Origin of the sequence: Herbaspirillum sp. SJZ099 (assembly GCF_007828355.1) — a bacterium.
GTDB lineage: Bacteria > Pseudomonadota > Gammaproteobacteria > Burkholderiales > Burkholderiaceae_D > Herbaspirillum.
In genome coordinates this window covers 888,112-911,147 of the sequence record NZ_VIUO01000001.1, presented here as the reverse complement: position 1 = coordinate 911,147, position 23,036 = coordinate 888,112, and the positions used below count along the sequence as shown (strand labels likewise).

Annotated in this window: 13 protein-coding genes; 5 read left to right on the top strand and 8 right to left on the bottom strand. The window is 65.4% G+C overall.

Annotated features, from left to right (window positions below):
* Window positions 1-21 precede the first annotated feature (21 nt).
* From FB597_RS03850 to FB597_RS03840, 3 genes are all read right to left on the bottom strand, one after another.
* A complete protein-coding gene (locus FB597_RS03850) occupies window positions 22-10,044 on the bottom strand; it encodes an Ig-like domain-containing protein (protein WP_186442731.1) in 10,023 nt (3,340 codons plus the stop codon).
* A gap of 652 nt (window positions 10,045-10,696) precedes the next feature.
* Entirely contained in the window at window positions 10,697-10,885 is a 189-nt protein-coding gene (locus FB597_RS03845) for a YjfB family protein (RefSeq protein WP_144768163.1), read from the bottom strand.
* A gap of 254 nt (window positions 10,886-11,139) precedes the next feature.
* Window positions 11,140-11,328: a hypothetical protein gene (locus FB597_RS03840; RefSeq protein WP_141916532.1), complete on the bottom strand. Its 189-nt coding sequence runs from the start codon at window positions 11,326-11,328 to the stop codon at window positions 11,140-11,142.
* Between the two features lie 254 nt (window positions 11,329-11,582).
* Between FB597_RS03840 and FB597_RS03835 the strand changes: the two genes are divergently transcribed.
* Window positions 11,583-13,634 carry a site-specific recombinase gene (locus tag FB597_RS03835; RefSeq protein ID WP_144768161.1) on the top strand — a complete coding sequence of 684 codons (2,052 nt, stop codon included), beginning with the start codon at window positions 11,583-11,585 and terminating at the stop codon, window positions 13,632-13,634.
* Window positions 13,635-13,648: 14 nt separating this feature from the next.
* Here FB597_RS03835 and FB597_RS03830 read toward each other — a convergent pair whose 3' ends face one another.
* The 4 genes from FB597_RS03830 to FB597_RS03815 form a co-directional block, all read right to left on the bottom strand.
* Entirely contained in the window at window positions 13,649-14,488 is an 840-nt protein-coding gene (locus tag FB597_RS03830; protein WP_144768159.1) for an anti-sigma factor, read from the bottom strand.
* Window positions 14,485-15,030: an RNA polymerase sigma factor gene (locus FB597_RS03825; RefSeq protein WP_144768157.1), complete on the bottom strand. Its 546-nt coding sequence runs from the start codon at window positions 15,028-15,030 to the stop codon at window positions 14,485-14,487. The genes FB597_RS03830 and FB597_RS03825 overlap by 4 nt, the downstream gene beginning before the upstream one ends.
* 31 nt (window positions 15,031-15,061) lie before the next feature.
* A complete protein-coding gene (locus FB597_RS03820; RefSeq protein ID WP_141916521.1) occupies window positions 15,062-15,433 on the bottom strand; it encodes a hypothetical protein in 372 nt (123 codons plus the stop codon).
* Between the two features lie 179 nt (window positions 15,434-15,612).
* Entirely contained in the window at window positions 15,613-16,227 is a 615-nt protein-coding gene (locus FB597_RS03815) for a TetR/AcrR family transcriptional regulator (protein ID WP_144768155.1), read from the bottom strand.
* A 264-nt stretch (window positions 16,228-16,491) separates the two neighbouring features.
* Between FB597_RS03815 and FB597_RS03810 the strand changes: the two genes are divergently transcribed.
* The 3 genes from FB597_RS03810 (at window position 16,492) to FB597_RS03800 (ending at window position 20,951) form a co-directional block, all read left to right on the top strand.
* Window positions 16,492-18,000, top strand: a complete 1,509-nt coding sequence (locus FB597_RS03810; protein ID WP_144768153.1) for an efflux transporter outer membrane subunit — start codon at window positions 16,492-16,494, stop codon at window positions 17,998-18,000.
* 121 nt (window positions 18,001-18,121) lie between these two features.
* Complete coding sequence (locus FB597_RS03805) at window positions 18,122-19,348, top strand: HlyD family efflux transporter periplasmic adaptor subunit (protein WP_144768151.1); 1,227 nt, start codon at window positions 18,122-18,124, stop codon at window positions 19,346-19,348.
* A gap of 37 nt (window positions 19,349-19,385) precedes the next feature.
* Complete coding sequence (locus FB597_RS03800) at window positions 19,386-20,951, top strand: DHA2 family efflux MFS transporter permease subunit (RefSeq protein WP_141916512.1); 1,566 nt, start codon at window positions 19,386-19,388, stop codon at window positions 20,949-20,951.
* A 24-nt stretch (window positions 20,952-20,975) separates the two neighbouring features.
* On the opposite strand, the gene FB597_RS03795 is transcribed toward FB597_RS03800, so the two are convergent.
* Window positions 20,976-21,893, bottom strand: coding sequence for a LysR family transcriptional regulator (locus FB597_RS03795; RefSeq protein WP_144768149.1), 918 nt, complete (start codon window positions 21,891-21,893; stop codon window positions 20,976-20,978).
* Between the two features lie 155 nt (window positions 21,894-22,048).
* Between FB597_RS03795 and FB597_RS03790 the strand changes: the two genes are divergently transcribed.
* The gene (locus FB597_RS03790) at window positions 22,049-23,035 is read left to right on the top strand and encodes an aldo/keto reductase (RefSeq protein WP_144768147.1); all 987 of its coding nucleotides are present in this window, start codon (window positions 22,049-22,051) and stop codon (window positions 23,033-23,035) included.
* Window position 23,036 lies beyond the last annotated feature (1 nt).

Below are 23,036 nucleotides of genomic sequence, written 5' to 3'. Positions count from 1 at the left end.
GCCCTTCTGAGACTCCCGCCCTCAGGCAGGCAAGGTGGCCACCAGCTTGGCAAGCTGTTCGACCATCTCATTGCGATGCGGCTGCGCCGCCAACCTGATCTGCTCGGACAAGGCAATGCAACCGGCATGTTCAAGCGACATGCCCGAGGTGCTTGCGCCCGAATTCGCATTGGCGCCTTGCTCGCCGACGCGGATGTGGAATTGCGCGGCCACGGCCTTCCCGTGACTGTCGTGCGCCACTACCTTCACGCTGACATCGGCCGTCAGGCAAGCCTTGGCGTCGACGACGAACTTGCCGGTCGCGGGATTGAAGCTGACCCAATAAGGCAGGGGCTTGCCGTCGCCCTGGGTGGCCGACAGATAGACCGCGGCGCGCGGATCGGCGTGGGCAAAAGCATCCGTCGGCACGAAGAACTCGGTATAACTGGTGGCGGCCAGCACCTGGTCGCGGATGCCCTGCTTGACCACCAGCCCGTCGCCCGGCTGCCTCCCGGCAAGCACCGCCACGGCAAAACCGCCGCCTACCGTCAGCTTGCTCTGAACCGTCGGATCGGCCAGCCTGGCGTCGGCCGGCACGCCCGTCCCCTCCTGTTCAGCCGAAGAGATCTCTACGAAGTCGCGGTTCCATTCGGGCAAAGCGAATGACGACGCCACCAGCGCCGGCTCGCTGCCGCTGCCGGTATCTGTTCTCGACATGAACAACGGGAACGCCGGCGACGATAGGAATGCCAGTGCGCGACTGAAGACCGGCCTGAGCACAGACGGAGGCGTCGCGGCCGACATTTGCAGCGTGGTGCTGGCGCTGCTGCTGTTGCCGGCCAGGTCGATGGCGGTGACCGTCACGGTGTAATTGCCGCCCGAGATCAACGACAGGCTGCCGATACTGGGTGTGGCGCTGGCCAGGTCCAGGCTCCAGCTGCCATTGGCTGCCACGATCACGTTATATGTCGCGCCGCCCACCGTCACTGTCAGCCGTTCGCCACTGCCCAAGGCGGCCGATCCGCCAAACACCGGCTGCGGATCGCTGGTATCGACGCGGTCGATGACTGGCGTGGCCGGCGGGATAGTGTCGATCACGATGCCGGCGTGGCTGTTCAACGCCCCGCCCAGGTTCAGCTGGGCATTGGCCTGGAGGCCGCCGGCATCGACGATGACCCCGCCATTGAGCAACAGGGCGCCGCCGAGGTCCAGCCCGTTCGCATTTTCACCGGGAGCCACCGTATAGGTGAACACCAGCGTCGAGGTGCCGGCGCCGCTGGCATAAGTCGCCACGCCGCCGCTGTTGAGCGCGAAAGAAGGCGTGCCGTTGAAGGTATCGACCGCCACCGGACGATCGTAGGTGACCACGATGGTGATCGTGCTGCCGGCGCCATAGGCGCCGCTGCCATTGGCGACAGCGACATTCACCACGTGCGGGTCGAGGCCGTCGACATTGACGGCCGCCGTGCTGCCCAAGCCGTTGAGCGCCAGCAGCGCGTCGTTGCCGGCGATGTCCTTGACCTGGCCGCCGTTGGTCGTCAGCGCGCCCACCGTCACTCCGGTCAAGTCGCGCGCATCATTGGACACCGTGTAGCGGAACAACAGGCTGTCCGTGCCGGAGCCGGACACATAGACGGCCTGCACCGTGCCGCCGGTATCGAGCGTCAGGGCAATGGAGGGAATGCCGCCGCTGGTATTGACGACCACCGCTTCCGAGAAGCGGACGACGAAGTCCAGGTTCTGTCCCAGCAGATAGGTGCCGTCGGACGGCACAGAAACCGACGCCACGGCAGGCGGCGTGGTATCCACCGTATAGGCTTGCGACCACGTCGCGCCGCTATTGCCGGCCACGTCCGAGACCCTGATCTTGACGGTCGATCCGGCCGCATCGAGGATGCCGTCGATGCGCCATGTATTGTCGCCGATGATGGCATCGGCCCTTGACCAGGTATTGCCGTTGTCGAGCGACACCTCGACCGATTGGCCCGCGCCCAACGCCGCGCTCAATGTCCCGCTGATGGTGTGCGCCGTGCTGGAGGTGACCAGCTCTCCCGCCAGCAGGCCGGCGGGGGCCGAGAAGTTCACGTCGCCCACGGTCTGGGTCGGCGCCGTGGTGATGATCGTCACCGACAGCGCGGGGGAACTGCCGCTGACATTGCCGGCGCTGTCGATGGCCAACGCGTCGATTTCATGCGTGCCTTCGCCCAGCGCGGACGTGGTGATGGACCAGTGGCCGCTGCCGTCGGCAACACCCGAGCCCAGCACCGTGATGCCGTCGGTATCGTAAAGGATCACCGTGGCGCCGGCTTCGGCGGTGCCGGTGAAGGTCGGCGTGGTATTGCTGGTAATCCCGTCGCTGTTGGAGATGCCCGTGTCGGAGGCGCTGCTCATCGCCGGCTTCGACGGCGCGTTTGGCGCCAGCGTGTCGAACGTGAGCGTGGGCGCGGCCCCTGCCGCGCCGCCGTTGCCCGCGGCATCGGTATAGCTGCCCGCCACCACCGTGATGCTGGCCGTGCCATTGTTGACGCCTGCGGTGGGCGTGAAGGTCGCCGTGCGCGTCAGGCCGCTGCCGCTAATCGCCGACAGCGTGCCGCCCGTCACCGTCACATCCCCCAGGTCGAAGCTGCTGCCCGGATCTTCGCTGAAGGTGAAGGTGATGGTCGCCGTCTCGCCGCTCTTGAGAGTGGACACGTTGCTGCTGATGGTCACGCCCGGCGGCGTGGTATCGATGACAACGACCGCTCCTGCCGAGCGTGCGCCGATGTTGCCCGCGCTGTCGGTGGCCCGGGCCGTGATGGTGTGCGTCCCTTCGCCCAATGCCGAGACGGTAATGGACCAAGTCCCACCGGTCGCCACCGCAGTGCCCAGCACCGTGGTGCCGTCAGTATCGTAAAGCGTCACGGTCGATCCGGCTTCGGCGGTACCAGTAAAAGTCGGCGTGGTGGTGCGGGTGATGCCGTCGCTGTTGGACACGCCCGTGTCGGAGGCGCTGCTCATCACCGGCGCCGACGGCGCATTCGGCGCCAGCGTATCGAACGTGAGCGAGGGCGTGGCCCCCGCCGCGCCGCCGTTGCCCGCAGCATCGGTATAGCTGCCCGCCGCTACCGTGATGCTGGCCGTGCCGCTATTCACGCCATCGGTAGGCGTGAAAACCGCCGTACGCGTCAGGCCGCTGCCGCTAATCGCCGACAGCGTGCCGCCCGTCACCGTCACATCGCCCAGGTCGAAGCTGCTGCCAGGGTCTTCGCTGAAGGTGAAGGTGATGGTCGCCGTCTCCCCGCTCTTGAGGTTGGAGGCGCTGCTGCTGATGACCACGCTCGGCGGCGTGGTGTCGATCGTGATGGTCAGCCCGGCAGATACGCTGCTGGTATTGCCTGCAGCGTCCGTACTCAGGGCATGGATGGTATGGACGCCCTCGCTCAGGGCCGATGTCGTGATCGACCAGGTGCCGCTGGCGGTGGCAGTGGTGCCCAGCACGGTGATCCCGTTGCTGTCGTAAAGCGTCACCTCCACCCAGGTGCCCGGCGTGGCCGATCCCATGATGGTGGGCGTGGCGCTGTTGATGATGTTATCGGTGCCCCCGACCAGCGTAAGCCCCGAAGGAGCATCCGGCGGCAGCGTATGTACGCTCAACAGCGGCGAAGTGGCGCCGCTGCCGCTATTGCCGGCGGCATCGGTATAACTGCCGGCGGTGACGGCCACGCTGGCGGTGCCGTTGCTGACGCCGGCCGTGGGCGTGAAGATCGCCGTGCGCGTCAACCCGGAACCGGTAATGGCCGACAGCGTGCCGCCGCTGACCGCGATATCGCCCGCGGTAAACATGCTGCCAGGATCTTCGCTGAAGGTAAAGGTGATGGTCGCCGTAGTGCCGACCGCCAGAGTGGCAATATTGCTGCTGATGGAAACGGTTGGCGGCGTGGTGTCGATCGTCACGCCCAGCCCTGCGGAGCGGGCGCCGATGTTGCCGGCGGCATCGGTGGCCCGGGCCGTGATGGTGTGCGCCCCCTCGCTCAACGTCGAGACGGTAATGGACCAAGTCCCGCCGGTCGCCACCGCAGTGCCCAGTACCGTGGTGCCGTCAGTATCGTAAAGCGTCACGGTCGATCCGGCTTCGGCGGTACCAGTAAAGGTCGGCGTGGTGGTGCGGGTGATGCCGTCGCTGTTGGACACGCCCGTGTCGGAGGCGCTGCTCATCACCGGCGCCGACGGCGCGTTCGGCGCCAGTGTGTCGAAGCTCAGCACAGGTGTGGCGCCCGCGCCGCCGCTATTGCCTGCCATATCGGTATAGCGGCCGACCGGCACCCTGATGTCGGCCGTGCCGCCATTGGTATTGGCCGTCGGTGTGAAGATTGCCGTACGGATCAGGCCTGTGCCGGAAAAGGAGGACAGTGTGCCGCCGCTGGTAATGATATCTCCCAGGGCGAAGGTGCCGCCGGGATCCTCGCTGAAGGTGAAGGTGATGGTCGCCGTCTCGCCGATCTTGAGGCTGGACACGTTGCTGGTGATGACCAGCGTCGGCGGCGTGGTGTCGATGGTGATGGCTGCCGCTGCCGACAAGCCGCTCACATTGCCGGAGCCGTCGGTCGCCGTCGCATGCAGGGTATGGCTGCCTTCGGCAAGCGGGGTGCTGGTAATGGACCAGTTGCCGCTGCCGTCGGCAATACCCACACCCAACACCGTGGTTCCATCTGTGTCATACAGGGTCACCGTGGTACCGGCCGCGGCCGTGCCGGTGAAAGTCGGCGTGGTGTTGCTGGTGATGCCGTCGCTGCTGGAGATGCCCGTATCGGAGGCGCTGTCCATCACCGGCGCCGACGGCGCTGCCGGCACCAAGGTGTTGAACGTCAATGTCGGCGTGGCGCCGGCGCCGCCGCCGTTGCCCGCCACGTCGGTATAGCTGCCCGCCGTCACGGTGATGCTGGCCGTGCCGTTGTTCACGCCTGCGGTGGGCGTGAAGGTCGCCGTGCGCATCAGGCCGCTGCCACTGATGGCCGACAGGGTACCGCCGCTGACTGCGATATCGCCCGCGGTAAACGTGCTGCCCGGATCTTCGCTGAAGGTAAAGGTGATGGTCGCCGTCTCGCCGCTCTTGAGGCTGGACACGTTGCTGCTGATGGAAACGGTTGGCGGCGTGGTGTCGATCGTGATGGCTGCTGCCGCCGACAAGCCGCTCACATTGCCGGAGCCGTCGGTCGCCGTCGCATGCAGGGTATGGCTGCCGTCAGCAAGCGGGGTGCTGGTAATGGACCAGTTGCCGCTGCCGTCGGCAACACCCACGCCCAACACCGTGGTTCCGTCTGTGTCATACAGGGTCACCGTGGCGCCGGCCGCCGCCGTGCCGGTGAAAGTCGGCGTGGTGTTGCGGGTAATGCCGTCGCTGCTGGAGATGCCCGTGTCGGAGGCGCTGTCCATCACCGGCGCCGACTGCGCTGCCGGCACCAAGGTGTTGAACGTCAATGTTGGCGTGGCGCCGGCGCCGCCGCCGTTGCCCGCCACGTCGGTATAACTGCCCGCCGTCACGGTGATGCTGGCCGTGCCGTTGTTCACGCCTGCGGTGGGCGTGAAGGTCGCCGTGCGCGTCAGGCCGCTGCCACTGATGGCCGACAGGGTACCGCCGCTGACTGCGATATCGCCCACGGTAAACGTGCTGCCCGGATCTTCGCTGAAGGTAAAGGTGATGGTCGCCGTCTCCCCGCTCTTGAGGCTGGACACGTTGCTGCTGATGACTACGCCCGGCGGCGTGATATCGATGACGACGACCGCTCCTGCCGAGCGTGCGCCGATGTTGCCCGCGCTGTCGGTGGCGCGCGCTGTGATGGTATGCGCCCCCTCGCTCAACGTCGAGACGGTAATGGACCAAGTCCCGCCGGTCGCCACCGCAGTGCCCAATACCGTGGTGCCGTCGGTATCGTAAAGCGTCACGGTCGATCCGGCTTCGGCGGTACCGGTGAAGGTCGGCGTGGTGTTGCGGGTGATGCCGTCGCTGTTGGACACGCCCGTGTCGGAAGCGCTGTTCATCACCGGCGCCGACGGCGCGTTTGGCGCCAGCGTATCGAACGTCAGCGAGGGCGCGGCCCCTGCCGCGCCACCGTTGCCCGCGGCATCGGTATAGCTGCCCGCCGCCACCGTGATGCTGGCCGTGCCGTTGTTCACGCCTGCCGTGGGCGTGAAGACCGCCGTGCGCGTCAGCCCGGTGCCTGAAATGGCCGACAGCGTGCCGCCCGTTACCGTCACATCCCCCAGGTCGAAGCTGCTGCCAGGGTCTTCGCTGAAGGTGAAGGTGATGGTCGCCGTCTCGCCCGCCTTGAGGCTGGATACATTGCTGCTGATGGTCACGCCCGGCGGCATGGTGTCGATGACGACGACCAATCCTGCCGAACGCGGGCTGATGTTGCCTGCGGCATCGACGGCCGAGGCGCGGAGAATGTGCGTGCCTTCGCCCAGCACTGACGTGGTAATCGTCCAGGTGCCTCCAACTGCCACCGTCGAGCCCAGCACGGTCACGCCGTCGCTGTCGTACAGCGTCACGGTCGATCCGGCTTCGGCGGTGCCGGTAAAGGTCGGCGTGGTGTTGCTGGTAATGCCGTCGCTGTTGGACACGCCCGTGTCGGAGGCACTGCTCATCACCGGCGCCGACGGCGCGTTCGGCGCCAGCGTATCGAACGTGAGCGTGGGCGAACCACCCGCCGCGCCGCCGTTGCCCGCAGCATCGGTATAGCTGCCCGCCGCTACCGTGATGCTGGCCGTGCCGTTGTTCACGCCGGCGGTGGGGGTGAAGACCGCCGTGCGCGTCAACCCGGAACCGGAAATGGCCGACAGCGTGCCGCCGCTGACCGCGATATCGCCCGCGGTAAACGTGCTGCCTGGGTCTTCGCTGAAGGTGAAGGTGATGGTCGCCGTCTCGCCCGCCTTGAGGCTGGATACATTGCTGCTAATGACCACGCCCGGCGGCGTGATATCGATGACGACGACCGCTCCTGCCGAGCGCGCACCGATGTTGCCCGCGCTGTCGGTGGCCCGGGCCGTGATGGTGTGCGTCCCTTCGCTCAACGCCGAGACGGTAATGGACCAAGTCCCGCCGGTCGCCACCGCAGTGCCCAGCACCGTGGTGCCGTCAGTATCGTAAAGCGTCACGGTCGATCCGGCTTCGGCGGTACCAGTAAAAGTCGGCGTGGTGGTGCGGGTGATGCCGTCGCTGTTGGACACGCCCGTGTCGGAGGCGCTGCTCATCACCGGCGCCGACGGCGCATTCGGCGCCAGCGTATCGAACGTGAGCGTGGGCGAACCACCCGCCGCGCCGCCGTTGCCCGCAGCATCGGTATAGCTGCCCGCCGCTACCGTGATGCTGGCCGTGCCGTTGTTCACGCCGGCGGTGGGGGTAAAGACCGCCGTGCGCGTCAACCCGGAACCGGTAATGGCCGACAGCGTGCCGCCGCTGACCACGATATCGCCCGCGGTAAACGTGCTGCCCGGGTCTTCGCTGAAGGTGAAGGTGATGGTCGCCGTCTCGCCCGCCTTGAGGCTGGACACGTTGCTGCTGATGACCACGCCCGGCGGCGTGGTGTCGATGACGACGACCGATCCTGCCGAACACGGGCTGATGTTGCCTGCGGCATCGACGGCCATCGCCTGGAGGACATGGGTTCCCTCGCCCAGCGCCGACGTCGTGATAGACCAATTCCCGCTGCCGTCAGCAACGCCCGATCCCAGCACCGTGACGCCGTCGGTGTCGTAAAGGGTCACCCGGGCGCCGGCTTCGGCGGTGCCGGTGAAGGTTGGCGTGGTGTTGCGGGTAATGCCGTCGCTGCTGGAGACGCCCGTGTCCGAGGCGCCGCTCATGACCGGCGCCGACGGCGCGCCCGGCGCCAGCGTGTCATAGGTCAAGGAAATGGAAGCGCCCGGACCGCTGATGTTGCCGACGACATCGGCATAGCTGCCGGCCGCGACGGTGATGGTGGCCGTGCCGCTGTTCACGCCGGCGGTGGGCGTGAAGACTGCCGTGCGCGTCAGGCCGCTGCCCATGATGGCCGAGAGCGTGCCGCCGACCACGATCAGGTCGCCGCTGCTGCCGTTCCAGGTAAAGGATGCGCCCGGATCTTCGCTGAAGTTGAACGTGATGATGGCGGTTTCGCCGGCGGCGAGGTTGCCGGCGCTGCTGGTGATGACGACCGTCGGCACGATGTTGTCCAGCTGGACCGCGCCCGATGCCCTGGTCGTGGTGTTGCCGGCGTCGTCCATGACCGTGACCGATGCGGTGCGGTTGAGCGCGTCGATCGATCCGGCGGCGATGGTGTAGCTGGCGCTCCAGACGCCGCCGGCATTGGTGGCCGAGACGGTGGAGCCGCCAAACTGGCTGAAGTCCACCGTGACGCCGGAGATCACATCGCTGTTGTTGTCGCCTGAGGCGGTGTCGTTCCACGTCACGGTGACCGTGTCGCCGATCTTGTAGGCGCCGCCGGCGCCGGTCGCGCCGGAGATTGAAATCTGGCCGGCGGTGACGGTGGGGGCGATGTTGTCGACGGTCAGGTTGGTGCTGTCGGTGGCCGACGCGGAAACGCCAACGTTACTGGTCACCTGCACCGAGACATTCCGATTGACCATGTCGATATTGCCGGCCGTTATCGTATAGCTGGCGGTCCAGATGCCATTGACGTTGGTGCCGGCGACCGTGGCGCTACCGCCGAACTGGCTGAAATCGAAGGTTGCGGCTGCAATGCCGCTGTTATTGTCGCCACTGCTGGTGCTGTTCCATTGGGCGGTGATTGTGTCGCCGATTTTGTAGGCGCCGTTGAGGCCTGTGCCGGTAGACGTAATGGAGATATTGTTATCCGTGACCTTGACGAAACTCCTGATGTCGGAAATGGAGATGCTTTGATATACGAGGCTGCTCCCAGGAAAACTGTCGCCGGCAAATCTCACCCGAATGACGTCATTGGCAATCGTTGAAAGGCTCGGGTTGCTGCCATCCAGACGGGAGAGGGTCGTGTAGGTGGCGTATCCGCTGTCGCTCGTGATGAAAGTGATAGCGCGTTCCACCCCGGAGGTGTCGGTTACAAAAATGGCCATCCTGCCGCCTGCCGGCGCCGCGATCATGATTGAAGTCAGGTCGAAGGAATAACCTGCCTGTGCGACGATTTCAAACGTCGAGGCGTTCGTAACATACAGCCCGCCGATAGGCGTGCCATCCGAAGTGAATGCAAGCTTGTTGCTAGGATTGCCTGCATACCCCCGAAAAGTAATCGATACGCCATCGATCACCTTCGTGACGCTGGACTGGGGAGCTCCGGGCACGTCGCTGGGAACGAAAGTAGCTCCCCCCATCACGCCGTCATAACTATCGATGCCGAGCGCCCGCGCATCGATCTCCCCCACGTGCGACTCCAGCGTCCAGTTGCCGCCCATGCCGGCCGCGCCGGTGATGTCGGTGGAGGCCGCCACGTCGGCTCCGGTCAGCCGCGCGATGTCGTTGATGAGCAATTGCCCGTCGTCCCCGGCGGCGACGTCGCAGCCATACAGCAGGAGGTCGCCGCCATCGTTCAAGGCGCGGCCGATGTCGGCCAGCCCGGCCTTGACGCTATCGGATGCCAGCGCCGCCTCATTGAGCACCGTGGCGCCGAGATTGAGGATGCCTTCGGAGCCGTGCGAGAAGATGTGGATGGCGTCGTAGCCGGTATTGCCGCGCGCCCATTGCGCGATCTGCGCCAGGCCATCGGCGCTGCCGTCGAATTCGACGATCGCCACGCCGGCCCGCACCCCGGCTTCCAGCGCCTGGTAATTGGCCAGCGATGTATCGACGAACACCACCTCCTTCTTGCCTTCATTGGCGCCGGGATCGGCTGCGCGCACCAGGTGGGCTGCCGCGGTGTCGGCCGCATGGGCGGCATCGTGCGTATCGTTGTTGTGCGCCGCATCGGCGGCAGTGGCCACTGCCGCGGCGTCGAACATGAAGCGCTGCTCCAGCGACAGCAGGCGCGAAGCGCGCCGCAGCAATGGACGCGGCGATGCGGTGGACGATGGTGTGGATTGCGCGTGCAACACGCGAAAAGGAACGCGAATGTCGTTCATGACGAATCCCCTCAAAAACGTCAATGAAATGCAGCCTTCAGGCTTCGGAAGCGCCGTGCATCGAACCCTGGCCCGACCTCGTCCTTTCGCGCCCGCCATCCGATGCTTCCCGGGCATCTGCGCGCGGCCCCATCCGGATTCTCAAGCGTGCCGCCATGGAGGCGGCTGCCGTCGGCCCTGGATGTCGCATCGCAGGCGGACGAAAGACCGATGGAATGCCGGATGTGGGTAAAACGAGGAAGGTAATCTTTTTCTAATGGCCTTCTGGTTTCAGTTCATTACACTTGCCGACAATCATCTTTCCCTAGATTTACATGATCGGCAAGAAAAAAATTGAGATAAAAACAAAAAAATTCGACAAAGGTTTACCCGACTATCGAGACGCTGCGTTCCGCACCTGAACGCAAGTTAAGGCTAATTCTGAAGCACACATCACAAACCCGTTCGGGCTGAGTAGGCCCGCCAAGGCCGTTCGAAGCCAGCGTGCTGGCATCAGCGGCCTTGCCTGCCCTTCGATACGCTGCTGCGCAGCTACTCAGGGCGAACGGAGTCTGGACTCCACAAACCTCCACAAACAAAAATGCCGTTCAGCGCTTAACTGAACGGCATTACAGCCCGAAGGCTGCGATTTCCCAAACCCGACGACAACTGCTCAGGCGGTCGTATTCACGTTCCGCCCGATATTCGGATTGGCCGACAACTGCGGCAGTGCCTGCAGCAGCCCGATTGCGGCTGCAGCCTGTGTATTCAAGGCTTTCTTGAGCACCAGCATGTTGACCGCATCGGAGGTTTGCGCCGAGGCCAGGTTGGTTGCCACCGAAGCAATTTGAGTAACATCCATGAACCACTCCTTTTGAGGACAAGATCACTGCCGGCCGGCTTCAGGCAGGCAGTCATCCATATAACGGCATTCAAACCCGTTTCTTTACATCAATCAATCATTTTAAAGAAATAAAGGGAATTCTTTTCATGGCGCCCCAAGTATTTCAATTAGGAAATATTGAAAAATAATCAAGCACAGCAAAAAAAATCGCATCCCGGAGGATGCGATCCAAGCGCATGCGCCCGACTGCTGCGCATAGCATGCCCAGGCGACTAGGCGATGGTGTTGATGATGCGGCCTATATTGATATTGGCTGGCAGGCGGAGAACCGCCCCCACGGTATCGACCACGTCGTTCGCCACATTCTTGGCGACCTTGGTCAAATCCACGCCGACGGACTGCGCCGCCTTGTCGGCCAGCCAGGCGGTTGCCGCCCCGCTGGCAATCGTTGCCATCTCCATGAGAACTCCTTGATTGATATGCAACAGGGTGCCATCGCGCAAAGCTTGCCCGCCGCATGTATGCCTCCTCCCCGATCTGGCAAGCATGCAAGCGTGTTCTTTACCCAATGACCACATGTGTTAGCGGCAAGCGCCATCGAAGTCTTAACCGCGATTGCATCGTCCTTACCTTAATTTTCAGATGTTAATTTTCCGGGAGGTTGGGCGCGGTAAACTTCGCCGCTAGACTTGCCCTTTTCCCCGACGAAGACTTCATGCTGCCTGCCCTCGAAAAAATTGCCTCCGCCCCGCTGTCCACCGATCTCTCCGGCATCGCCGAACTGGTCGCCTGCCTGCGCCCGGGGCGCAACGGCGATCCGGCTTCGGCGCTGGGCCGGGTGCAGACGCTCACGCTGCTGCTGCATGACAACGCGCACTACGCGGCGGCGTTGCGCACCCACCTCCTGCATCTGCTGTCGGTACGGCGCCAGGCCAGCCTCTACACGGACACCGGCATCCTCTCCAACGATGGCTTCTTCCATGAGCTGCGTCGGCGCTTCGCCTATCGCGTGCTGCCGCCGGCGCTGGATGAGCGCAACCTGCAGGATTGCCTGGATATCGTTTTCCCCGATGCACGCGATCACCTGTGGTTGCAGGCCATCCCATTCGAAACGTGGGATGCGCTGTGGCAAACCATCGCCGCGGCGGAGCCAACGCCGGCCTTGCCGCCCGGCGCCGGCCAGCCGGACCGGGGCAAGACGCTGACTGAATTGCTGCAGGCAATCCAGGTGCTGTCCTACCGCATCAGCGCCATCGGCACGGAACCGGAGCTGATCCGCATCTACAGCGACGTCAAGGCTTTCGAATCGCCGTTCCTGATGCAAAACGTGGAGCTGCATGCCTGGATGGAAAGCTACCGCCGCCGCCTGCAGGACGAGACCGCGCCGATGGAGGATGCGCGGCATGTGCTGGTGCTGCTGGACCAGTGCCAGGAGGTGGTCGACAAGATCCGCAAGCATGCGCTGCGCCTCGGCACCAGCGTCTCGCTCACCTACCGCCTGCTGCGCCTGGAACAGAACCTGTTGCGCCTGCGCCAGTTGCTGGCCTTGGCCGAGCCCGACGCCGGCGGGGATGCGCAGGAAAAACGCCGCACCGGCTTCGCGCTGGCGATGGAGCTGGTGGAGGCGCACAACCGCAAGTACACCATCCGCGGACTGCTGGCCGGCAACATCAACCTGCTGGCGCGCAATATCACCGAAAACGCCAGCCGCACCGGCGAGCACTACATCGCCGAGAACCGCCGCGAATTCGGCGCCATGTACCGCTCGGCCGCTGGCGCCGGCTTCATCATCGGCTTCATGGCGCTGATCAAGATCCTGTTTTCCGAACTGCATGCGGCGCCGCTGGTGGAGGCTTTCCTGTTCAGCTTGAATTATTCGCTGGGTTTCATGCTGATCCACGTGCTGCATTTCACCGTGGCCACCAAGCAGCCGGCCATGACCGCCTCGCGCATCGCCGCTGCCCTGCACCGCAGCGGCGACAGCCGCAACATCGACATCCAAAGCCTGGTCGACATCATCGTGCAGGTGTTCCGCACCCAGTTCATCGCGGTGCTGGGCAACCTGACGCTGGCCTTCCCGATGGCTTACCTGCTGGTGACCGGGTATTTCCGCCTGACCGGCTCGCACTTCGTCGACGCCGACAAGGCCGCCCACCTGCTGCACGACCTCAACCCGATCGGCAGCCTGGCGCTGTTCCACGCCGCCATCGCCGGCGTCTGCCTGTTCCTGGCCGGTCTGATCTCGGGCTACTACGACAACAAGGCGCTCTATACCCGCATGTCGCAGCGCGTGGTGCGGGCGCGCTGGCTGACCGCCATCATCGGCCAGCGTCGCGCGCGGCGGCTGGGGGATTATCTGGAAACCGGCCTGGGCGGCCTGATGGGGAATTTCTACTTCGGCATCATGCTGGGCACGATCGGCACCATCGGCTTCCTGCTCGGCCTGCCGATCGACATCCGCCACATCACCTTTTCCGCCGCCAACCTGGCCATCGCCATGGAGGCGCTGCAATGGGGCGTCGGGGTCAAGGTGTTCGTGCTGTCGGCGGCAGGCGTGCTGGCGGTGGGCGCGGTCAACCTGTGGGTGAGTTTCGGGCTGGCGCTGTTCGTGGCGCTGCGCTCAAGGCAGGTGCGTTTCCGCCAGGGCGGCAAGCTGCTCAAGGCCTTGTCGCAGCGTTTCCTGAAAAAGCCGGGGGAATTCTTCTGGCCGCCCAAGGATGCGCCGCAAGCGGCGAACGGCGCCGCCGACGAGGCGCGCCAGCCGTAAGGACGGCGCATCGCTCAATCGGCCGCAGGCGGCGCCGTTTCCAATTGCGCGTAGACCGAGCTGGCGATGCGCGAGAGTTCATTGCGCGCAATGCCGCCCGAAAGCGCATAGCCGAACTGGCCGTCGATCCAGTAAAACACGTTGACCTTGCCTTCCTGGGCGAAACGGAAACCCGTTCCCCGGCTTTGCACCTGGTCGCGCGAAACATACAAGGTCAAGCGCTGGCCGCCGGCATCCTGGTACATGAACTGCGCCACCGGCCCGCTCTGCCCCGGCAGCAAGCGGCCGCCGATCAGGTCGTAGCCCAGCGGCGCCAGCTTGGGCGCACGCACATTGGCGCCGATGCGGCGCGACAGCCAGGTGACCAGCGCCTGCTCCTGGTCGGCGCCGACTTCGACCGGACGCCGCAGGTCGGGGCTGTAGACGCTATGCGCCACCGCCGCCTGGCGCGCCAGGGTGATCGGCGCCACCGCCGCCAGCCGGGCGTGCATACCGGGCAGCCATTGCATCGCCCCATCCTGGGCGGCATCGCGCAGCAGCCAGCCGCCGGCGCCGCCGGCCAGCACCAATGCCAGCATCGCGGCATAACGCAGCCAGGAGGCGTAGTTCGCCGCGCCGGCGGGATTGGCGCGTGCCGCCCCGGTTAAGCGCGCAGGGATGGCTTCGTCCAGCACCTCGTCATACAAGGCATGCAGCGCGGCGTTTTGCCGCCGGTAGGCGTGCACGCGCTCCAGCGTTTCCTGATGCGCGGGGTCGCGCTCCAGCCAGTCGGCAACCTCGCGCTGGCGCGCAGCCGGCAACTGGCCGTCGATATAGGCCTGCAGGTCGTTTTCGCTGATTGCCGAGGATTTCATTTCACCACCTTCAACGACGCCGGCCCGGCCCCGTGCGCACCGCCATCCATCAGCAGGCGCAAACGCTCGCGGCCGCGCGACAGGCGCGACATCACCGTCCCCACCGGGACGCCGAGCGCCGTCGCCGCCTGTTCGTAGGACATATCTTCCAGCACCACCAGCAGCAGGGTTTCGCGCTGCCCTGCGGGCAACAGGCGCAACGCCGCCTCCAGGTCCAATGCCAGGCCGTGGTCGGCCGGCATCGCGCCGGATTCAGGCAGCTCCATCTCGTCCAGCCCGACCATGGCCAGCGCGGGCCGGCGGCGCTGGTCCACATACAGGTTGTGCATGATGGCAAACAGCCAGGGACGCATGTCATCGCTGCGCTGCCATGAGGCCAGCTTTTCCCAACCGCGCTCCAGGGTGTCCTGCACCAGGTCGTCGGCGGCGCTGCGCTCGCCCAGCAACGCGCGGGCGTAGCGGCGCAAACGCGGCAGGCAGGCGAGCATCAGTTGCTCGTCGGCCTGCCGCGCCGGTTCCTGCCGGGCTTTGCGTCCGAACATATGAGGTGGAAGGGAACGGCCCGGGTCGGGCTTATTGCTTGACCACGTGCCAGATGTCCTTGAAGTTGTCGCCGGCGCGCTCGCCCGGTTTCTGGTCTTTTTCGTACAGGTACAGCGGCTTGCCGTCATAGGCCAGCTGGGCGCTGCCGTCGTCGCGGGTGATGCTGGAATACGGCGCGGCCGGCGTGCCCATCGGCGCCACCGGCGGCCATGCCTTGGCGCAAGGGCCGTTGCAGACGCTCTTGCCGCTGTTGGCGGTGTCCTTGTCGAAGGTGTAGACGGTCATCCCCTTGCTGTCTACCAATATGCCGCCCATGGCTTTCACGCCGGCGCCCTGCGCCGATGCGCCCAATGAAACGGTGGCGCAAGCCAGCGCTACCAGGGAAGTTGCAAGCAGTCTCATGTCATTTTCCTTTCAAAGAACCTGCCCAACTCCCGCCGAGGCGTTGAACAGGTTCTTAACTGGGTTACGCGATGTGCCATACCCTGACTCGGTATACGCCAACCATCCCCGATTATTCCAGTCCGGGAAAAATATTTTTCCTGACAACAGGCTCTAACAACTGGCCCTAACAACAGGTGCTAACTGCGCGACGCGGTCAGGTAGCCGATCACGGCCGGCAGGATTTCCGGGCGCACGCTGCCGGCGGACAGGCCGCCGGGGCCGGTCAGCACGACGGCGTTGATCAGCGCCTTGAGCATGCGCTGCAAGACGAAGGTCGCCACGTCCAGGTCGGGCGTGGTGATGCTGCCGCGATGCTTCTCCAGCACGCCGCGGATGGCGTCGAAGAAGCGCTGGCGGATTTCGGTGGAGACCGGCAGGTTGTAGGCGGGAAACTCTTCTTCCAGGATGCGGTTGAGTTCGGGCTCGACCAGGTGGGCGGCGACCAGCGCGTCGATCAGCGCCTCGAAGTCGCTCTGCAGCGAACCGGCGCCGTCGATGTGCGCGGCCACGTCTTCGAACAGCGCCAGCATGCGCGTGACATGGCGTTCGCGCAGCGCGAAGATCAGGGCGTCCTTGTTGGGGAAGTACTGGTACAGCGAGCCGACGCTGATGCCGGCCGACTCGGCCACGAGATTGGTATTGGTCTTGGCGTAGCCGCGCTCGACCAGCACGCGCGACATGGCATCAAGGATAGTGTCGACCATCGCACGGGAGCGTGCCTGGCGAGGTTCTTTGCGAGGTTGCAGTTTCATTTTCCGCTTCAGTGAGGAATCCGCCGTCTCCGACGCGGATTCGCAACATGAGTTATTGTTCGTATCTCAGAGTATAATACAAAAATGAGTTTTTACTCGCCAGCATGCGCGGCGGGCTCGCGTCGATCGGCGCGGGCAGCAGGACTTCCCCGCCGCGCCTGCTCCAGCGCCCGATGCGGCAACGCCGGGCCAGGCGGGGCAAAACCGTTATACGAGATCCCCAAGAAACTCGCATCGCCAAAAATTTTCAACGTGGAGAATTCTATGAAACGCACCATGTCGCCCGCCCTCCGGCCGCGGGCGATCGCCGCTTGCGCCGCCATGATCGGCCTGCTGGGCCTGTCCGGTTGCGCCAGTTTCAGCGGCATCGGCAGCGACCGGCACATCGCCCAGGCAAGCGATTTTGCCACGCAGCGCAGCTTGTCCGATCCGCAGCAGCAAAACACCGGCCAATGGCCCGGCAGCGACTGGGTCAGGCAATTCGGCGATCCGCAACTCAATGCCCTGATCGAAGAAGCGCTGGCCTCCAGCCCCAACCTGCAACAGGCGCAGGCGCGCATCGCCGCCGCCGGCGCCCTGGCCGAGACCCGCGGCGCGCCGTTGCTGCCCACGGTCACGGCCGACGCCTCGGTGATCCGCAACCAGTTCTCCAGCACCACGATCTATCCCGAGCCGTATGGCGGCAACTGGTACAACGAGAAGAAGGCGATGCTCAACATCGGCTACGAACTCGACCTGTGGAACAAGAACCATGCCGCGCTGGCGCAAGCCATCTCCAGCGAAAAGGCGGCCGAAGCCAGCGGGCAGGAAGCGCGCCTGGCGCTGACCGCCTCGATCGTCTCGGCCTACAGCCAGCTGGCGGCGCAATATGCGCTGCACGATATCCTGCAGCGCACCGTCGACCAGCGCGAAGCGCTGCAAAAGATCACCATCGAGCGCGTGCGCACCGGCCTGGATACCCAGATCGAACGCAACCAGTCGCGCAGCAGCAGCGCCGACGCCCGCGCCCAGCTTGAGCAAAGCGAAGGCCAGATAACGCTGATCCGGCAGCAGCTGGGCGCCCTCACCGGCCGCGGCCCCGACCGCGGCCTGCAACTGGCCGCGCCGCAGATGACCCGGCTCGCCACGCCCGGCCTGCCGGCCGACCTGCCCCTGAACCTGCTGGGCCGCCGCCCCGACATCGTGGCCGCGCGCTGGCAGGTGGAGGCTGCGTCCCAGGGCATCGACGTGGCCAAGTCGCGCTTTTATCCCGACATCAACCTGAGCGCGGCCATCGGCTTCGACACCCTGCTCAATACCAATCCGTTCACCGCGGCCAGCAAGTCGATCGCCTTCGGACCGGCCATCAGCCTGCCGATCTTCGAAGGCGGCGCCCTGCGCGCCGGCCTCAAGGGCGAGTACGCCAATTACGACCTGGCCGTGGCGACCTATAACAAGGCCGTCAACGACGCCTATGCCGACGTGGCGCGCCAGATCGCCTCGATCCACTCCACCGAGCGCCAGTTGCCGATCCGCCGCGAAGCGCTGGAAGCGGCCGAGCGCGCCTACGACCTGGCCAGGGAACGCTATCGCATCGGCCTGGCGTCGCAACTCACGCTGCTATCCGCCGAAACCGGGGTACTGGCGCAGCGCCAGGCCATGGTCAGCCTGGAAGCGGCGCGCCGCGACCAGCAGGTGGCGCTGTACAAGGCGCTGGGCGGCGGCTTCGAGGCCCAGCAGGCCGGCCTGGCGCTGGCCGGCAAGCCCGGATCGGGACAGCCGCAACAACCCTGAATGCAAACCTGACATGGCCTGCCGCCGGACTCTCATCCATCCGGCCGGCGGCAGGCCCGCTGTGCCGGCCAGGACGGCGCAGCCAGACAACCGCTACGAAGAAAATCAAACGGAGTAATCCATGAGTGAAAGCACCACCCAAAACGCCAACGGCAACGGTAATGGCAAGGCCAACGGAAATGGCAACGGCAAGCGCAAGCGCCAGTTGTTCCTGCTGACGCTGGCCCTGCTCATCGTCGCCGCCATCTGCTTCCTGTACTGGTTCCTGCACGGCCGCTTCTTCGAAGAGACCGACGATGCCTACGTCGGCGGCAACATCGTGCAGATTTCCGCCCAGGTCGGCGGCACCGTCACTGCCATCAAGGCCGACGATACCCAACTGGTCAGCGCCGGCCAGCAGCTCGTGACGCTGGATGCGGCCGACACCAGGCTGGCGCTGTCGCAGGCCGAAGCCGCGCTGGCCCAGGCCGTGCGCCAGACCCGCCAGCTGTTCCTCAACAACGACACGCTGGCCGCCAATGTGGCTGCCGCCGAATCGAACCTGGCGCGCGCCAAGGACGACCTGCAGCGCCGCCAGGCCGGCCTGGCCTCGGGCGCGGTATCGACCGAAGACGTCTCGCACGCCCGCGACGCCTTCAAGAGCGCCACCGCCGCCCTCGACCAGGCGCGCGCCGCCGCCGCCGCCAACCGCGCGCTGACCGACCACACCAGCGTGACCGAGCACCCCAACGTGCAGCAAGCCGCCAGCGCCGTGCGCAACGCCTACCTGAACTACGCCCGCGTCAATATCGTGGCGCCGGTGTCGGGCTTCGTCTCCAAGCGCTCGGTGCAAGTCGGCCAGCGCATCGCCGCCGGCAACCCGCTGATGGCCATCGTGCCGCTGGAACAGATCTGGATCGACGCCAACTTCAAGGAAGGCCAGATCAAACACATCCGCATCGGCCAGCCGGTTGAAGTGGTGGCCGACGTCTACGGCTCCGACGTGAAGTACAAGGGTACCGTGGTCGGCTTCTCGGCCGGCACCGGCGGCGCGTTCTCGCTGCTGCCGGCGCAGAACGCCACCGGCAACTGGATCAAGGTGGTGCAGCGGGTGCCGGTGCGCATCGCGCTCGACCCCGAGCAGGTGCGCGCGCATCCGCTGCGCATCGGCCTGTCCACCACCGCCACGGTTGATATCCACGGCGACGGCAAGCAGCTGGAAAACGCCCCGGCCAACTACCAGACCAGCGTCTACGACGACCTGGGCAAGCAGGCCGACGCCATCGTCGAGCGCATCATCGGCGACAACGCCGGCGGGCTGTCGATGCAGAAAAAGGGCAAGGCATCCGTGGCCGTGCCGCATACCTGATTTGCAAGACCTGACCTGAACCGTACCCGAATCATTTATGGCGAACAGCCCTACTCCCTATACACCGCCACCACCGCTGACCGGCGCCAACCTGGTGCTGGGCACGCTGTCGGTATCGCTGGCGGTGTTCATGAACGTGCTCGATTCGTCGATCGCGAACGTGGCGATCCCCACCATTTCGGGCAACCTCGGCGTTTCCGTCGACGAGGGCACCTGGGTGATCACTTCGTTCGCGGCGGCCAATGCGATCTCCATTCCCCTGACCGGCTGGCTGACCCAGCGCGTGGGCGCGGTGCGCCTGTTCGTCACCTCGGTGCTGCTGTTCGTGCTGGCGTCGTGGCTGTGCGGGCTGGCGCCGACCCTGCCCATCCTGCTGGCCGCGCGCGTGCTGCAAGGCCTGGTGGCGGGGCCGATGGTGCCGCTGTCGCAGTCGCTGCTGCTGGGGGCCTACCCCAAATCCAAGTCTTCGTTCGCGCTGGCGCTATGGGGCATGACGGCGGTGGTGGCGCCGGTGGCAGGACCCGCCCTGGGCGGCTGGATCACCGACAGCTATACCTGGCCGTGGATCTTCTACATCAACGTGCCGGTGGGCCTGGTCGCGGCCGGGGTCACGCTGGCCATCTACCGCTCGCGCGAAACCCCGACCCACAAGCTGCCGATCGACAAGATCGGGCTGGCGCTGCTGGTGACCTGGGTAGCGGCCTTCCAGATCATGCTCGACAAGGGCAAGGACCTGGACTGGTTCTCCTCGTCCACCATCGTCACCCTGGCCATCATCGCGGCCGTGGCCTTCGCCTACTTCATCGTGTGGGAGCTCAACAACGACCACCCGGTGGTGGACCTGCGGCTGTTCGGCCGGCGCAATTTCGCCGGCGGCACCATCGCCATCTCGATCGGCTACGGCGTGTTCTTCGGCAACCTGGTGATCCTGCCGCAATGGCTGCAGCAATACCTGGGCTACCGTTCGATCGACTCCGGCCTGTCGACCGCGCCGATCGGCATCTTCGCGGTGATCCTGATGCCGTTGATCGGGCGCTTCCTGCCGCTGGTGGATGCGCGCAAGGTGGCGACCGCTTCCTTCATCGGCTTCGCCCTGGTGTTCTGGCTGCGCTCGCGCTACAACCTCGATGTCGACCAGTGGACGGTGATCATGCCGACCCTGCTGCAGGGCATCCCGACGGCGATGTTCTTCGTGCCGCTGACGGTGCTGCTGCTGTCGGGCCTGCCGCCGGAACGGATTCCGGCCGCGGCCGGCCTGTCGTCCTTCGTGCGCGTGTTCTGCGGCGCGGTCGGCACCTCGATCTCGACCACCGCCTGGAACAACCGCTCCATCATGCATCACGCGCAGTTGACCGAGCATGCCACGCCGTACAGCCCCTGGCTGCAGCAATCGGTGGGCAACATCAGCAGCCTCTTGGGCCTGGACCAGCAGCAGACGGCCGGCATGATCGAGCGCACCATCACGTTCCAGGCGGCGATGCTGGGGATCAACGACATCTTCTATGTGTCGGCGCTGATCTTCCTGGCGATCATCCCGCTGATCTGGATCATCAAGCCGTCCAAGGGCGGCGCCGGCGCCGCCGAAGCCTCGGCGGCGCACTGATGGCCGCACGGACCGGCCAGGCGCTCAACGCAGCCTGGCCAGTCCGTTCTGCAGCCGGACGATGTCGATCAGCTTGCGCAAGGCCGGATGCGCATGGCGCCGGCTGCTGTAGTACATATGGAAAGGCTCGCTGGGCGCGGCCCACTCGGGCAGCACCACCTCCAGCGCGCCCTCTTCCAGTTCCTTCCTGATTCTTCCCTCCAGCAGGTAGGCAATGCCTACTCCCGCCCTGGCGGCCGCAATCGTGGCGGCCGTATTGTTGATCGTCACCAGCCCCGGCACACGCAGGCGCCGGCTGTTTTTCCCCTTGCCGAATTCCCACTTGTAGCTGGAGTTGTCGCCCAGCAGCAGCTGGATGCAGTTGTGGCCGGCCAGCTCTTCCAGCGCCTGCGGACGCCCATGCCGCTCCAGATAAGCCGGCGAGGCCGCCGCCACCCAGCGCTGCGCGCGCGTGAGCGGCGCCGTCGCCATGCCCTCGGGCACGTAATGCCCATAGCGGATTCCCGCGTCATAGCCTTCGCCGATGATATCGATGGGCTTGTCATCGACCACCACCGTCAGCTTGACCTGCGGGCATTGCCGGACGAATTCGGGAATGGCCGGCTCGATCAGCAGATGCGCCGCATCGGCGAAGACATTGATGCGCAACTGGCCCAGGCTGCCGAGCACGGCGCTGTCCAGGCTGCCCAGTGCGGCGCCGATCTTCTCGAAGCCCTCCTCCAGGCGCTGCGCCAGCTCCGCCCCGGCAGCCGTGGGCGCCACCGCCCGGCTGGAGCGGTACAGCAGCTGCGTCGAGAGCCTTTCTTCCAGCCGTTTCATCGCATGGCTGGCGGCCGATGGCGTCAGGCCCAGCTGGATCGCCGCGGCCTTGAAACTGCCGGTGCGCAGGATGGTGACGAAGATGCGCAGGTCCGAAAAGTCGATGTGATCGAGGAGGGACATGGATGAATTACGTTCACTATAAAAATTAATGTGAATCATCTTAAACCATCCTCGCGCGCGCGTATGAAGCGGTATAAATGACGGTCTGCCATGGATCGGCCTCGGCATGCCGTGCAAGGCGATCCATGCAATGCCAACGCAAAGGAGCAAGCAACATGAAATCAAGACAGTTCGGCCGCACCGGCGCGGCGGTATCGGAAATCGGCTTCGGCGCCTGGGCCATCGGCGGCTCCTGGGGCGACGTCTCCAGCCAGGATGCCAAGGCCGCCCTGCACGCGGCGCTCGATAGCGGCGTGAGCTTCATCGATACCGCCGATGTCTATGGCGACGGCCGCTCGGAACAGCTCATCGCCCAGGTGCTCAAGGAGCGCGGCGGCGCGCGCCCCTTCGTCGCCACCAAGGCCGGCCGCCGGCTCTCGCCCCATGTCGCCGACGGCTACACGAAAGAGAACCTGCAAGCCTTCGTCGAACGCTCGCTGGCCAACCTGGAGGTGGATTGCCTGGACCTGGTCCAGCTGCATTGCCCGCCCACCGAAGTCTATTACCGGCAGGAAGTCTTCGGCGCCATGGATGAGCTGGTCGCCGCCGGCAAGATCCGCCACTACGGCGTCTCGGTCGAGAAAGTGGAAGAAGCCCTCAAGGCGCTGGAGTATCCCAACGTCGCCTCGATCCAGATCATCTTCAACATCTTCCGCCAGCGTCCCAGCGCCCTGCTGATGCGCGAAGCGCAGCGCCGCAACGTCGCCATCATCGCGCGCGTGCCGCTGGCCTCGGGCCTGCTGAGCGGCAAGATGTCGGCGCACACCACCTTTGCCGCCGATGACCATCGCCACTTCAACCGCAATGGCGAAGCCTTCGATGTCGGCGAGACCTTCTCCGGTGTACCCTATGAGGTGGCGCTGGCGGCGGTGGAAAAGATCCGCCGGCTGGCGCCGCAGGATGTACCGATGGCGCAGTTCGCGCTGCGCTGGATCCTCATGGAAAGCGGCGTGAGCACTGTCATCCCCGGCGCGCGCAACGTGCAGCAGGCGCAATCCAACAGCGCCGCCAGCGCGCTGCCGGAGATCCCGGCGCCGCTCATGCAGGCCCTGCGGCAGCTGTACCTGGACGACATCGCGCCCTACGTGCATCAACGCTGGTAAT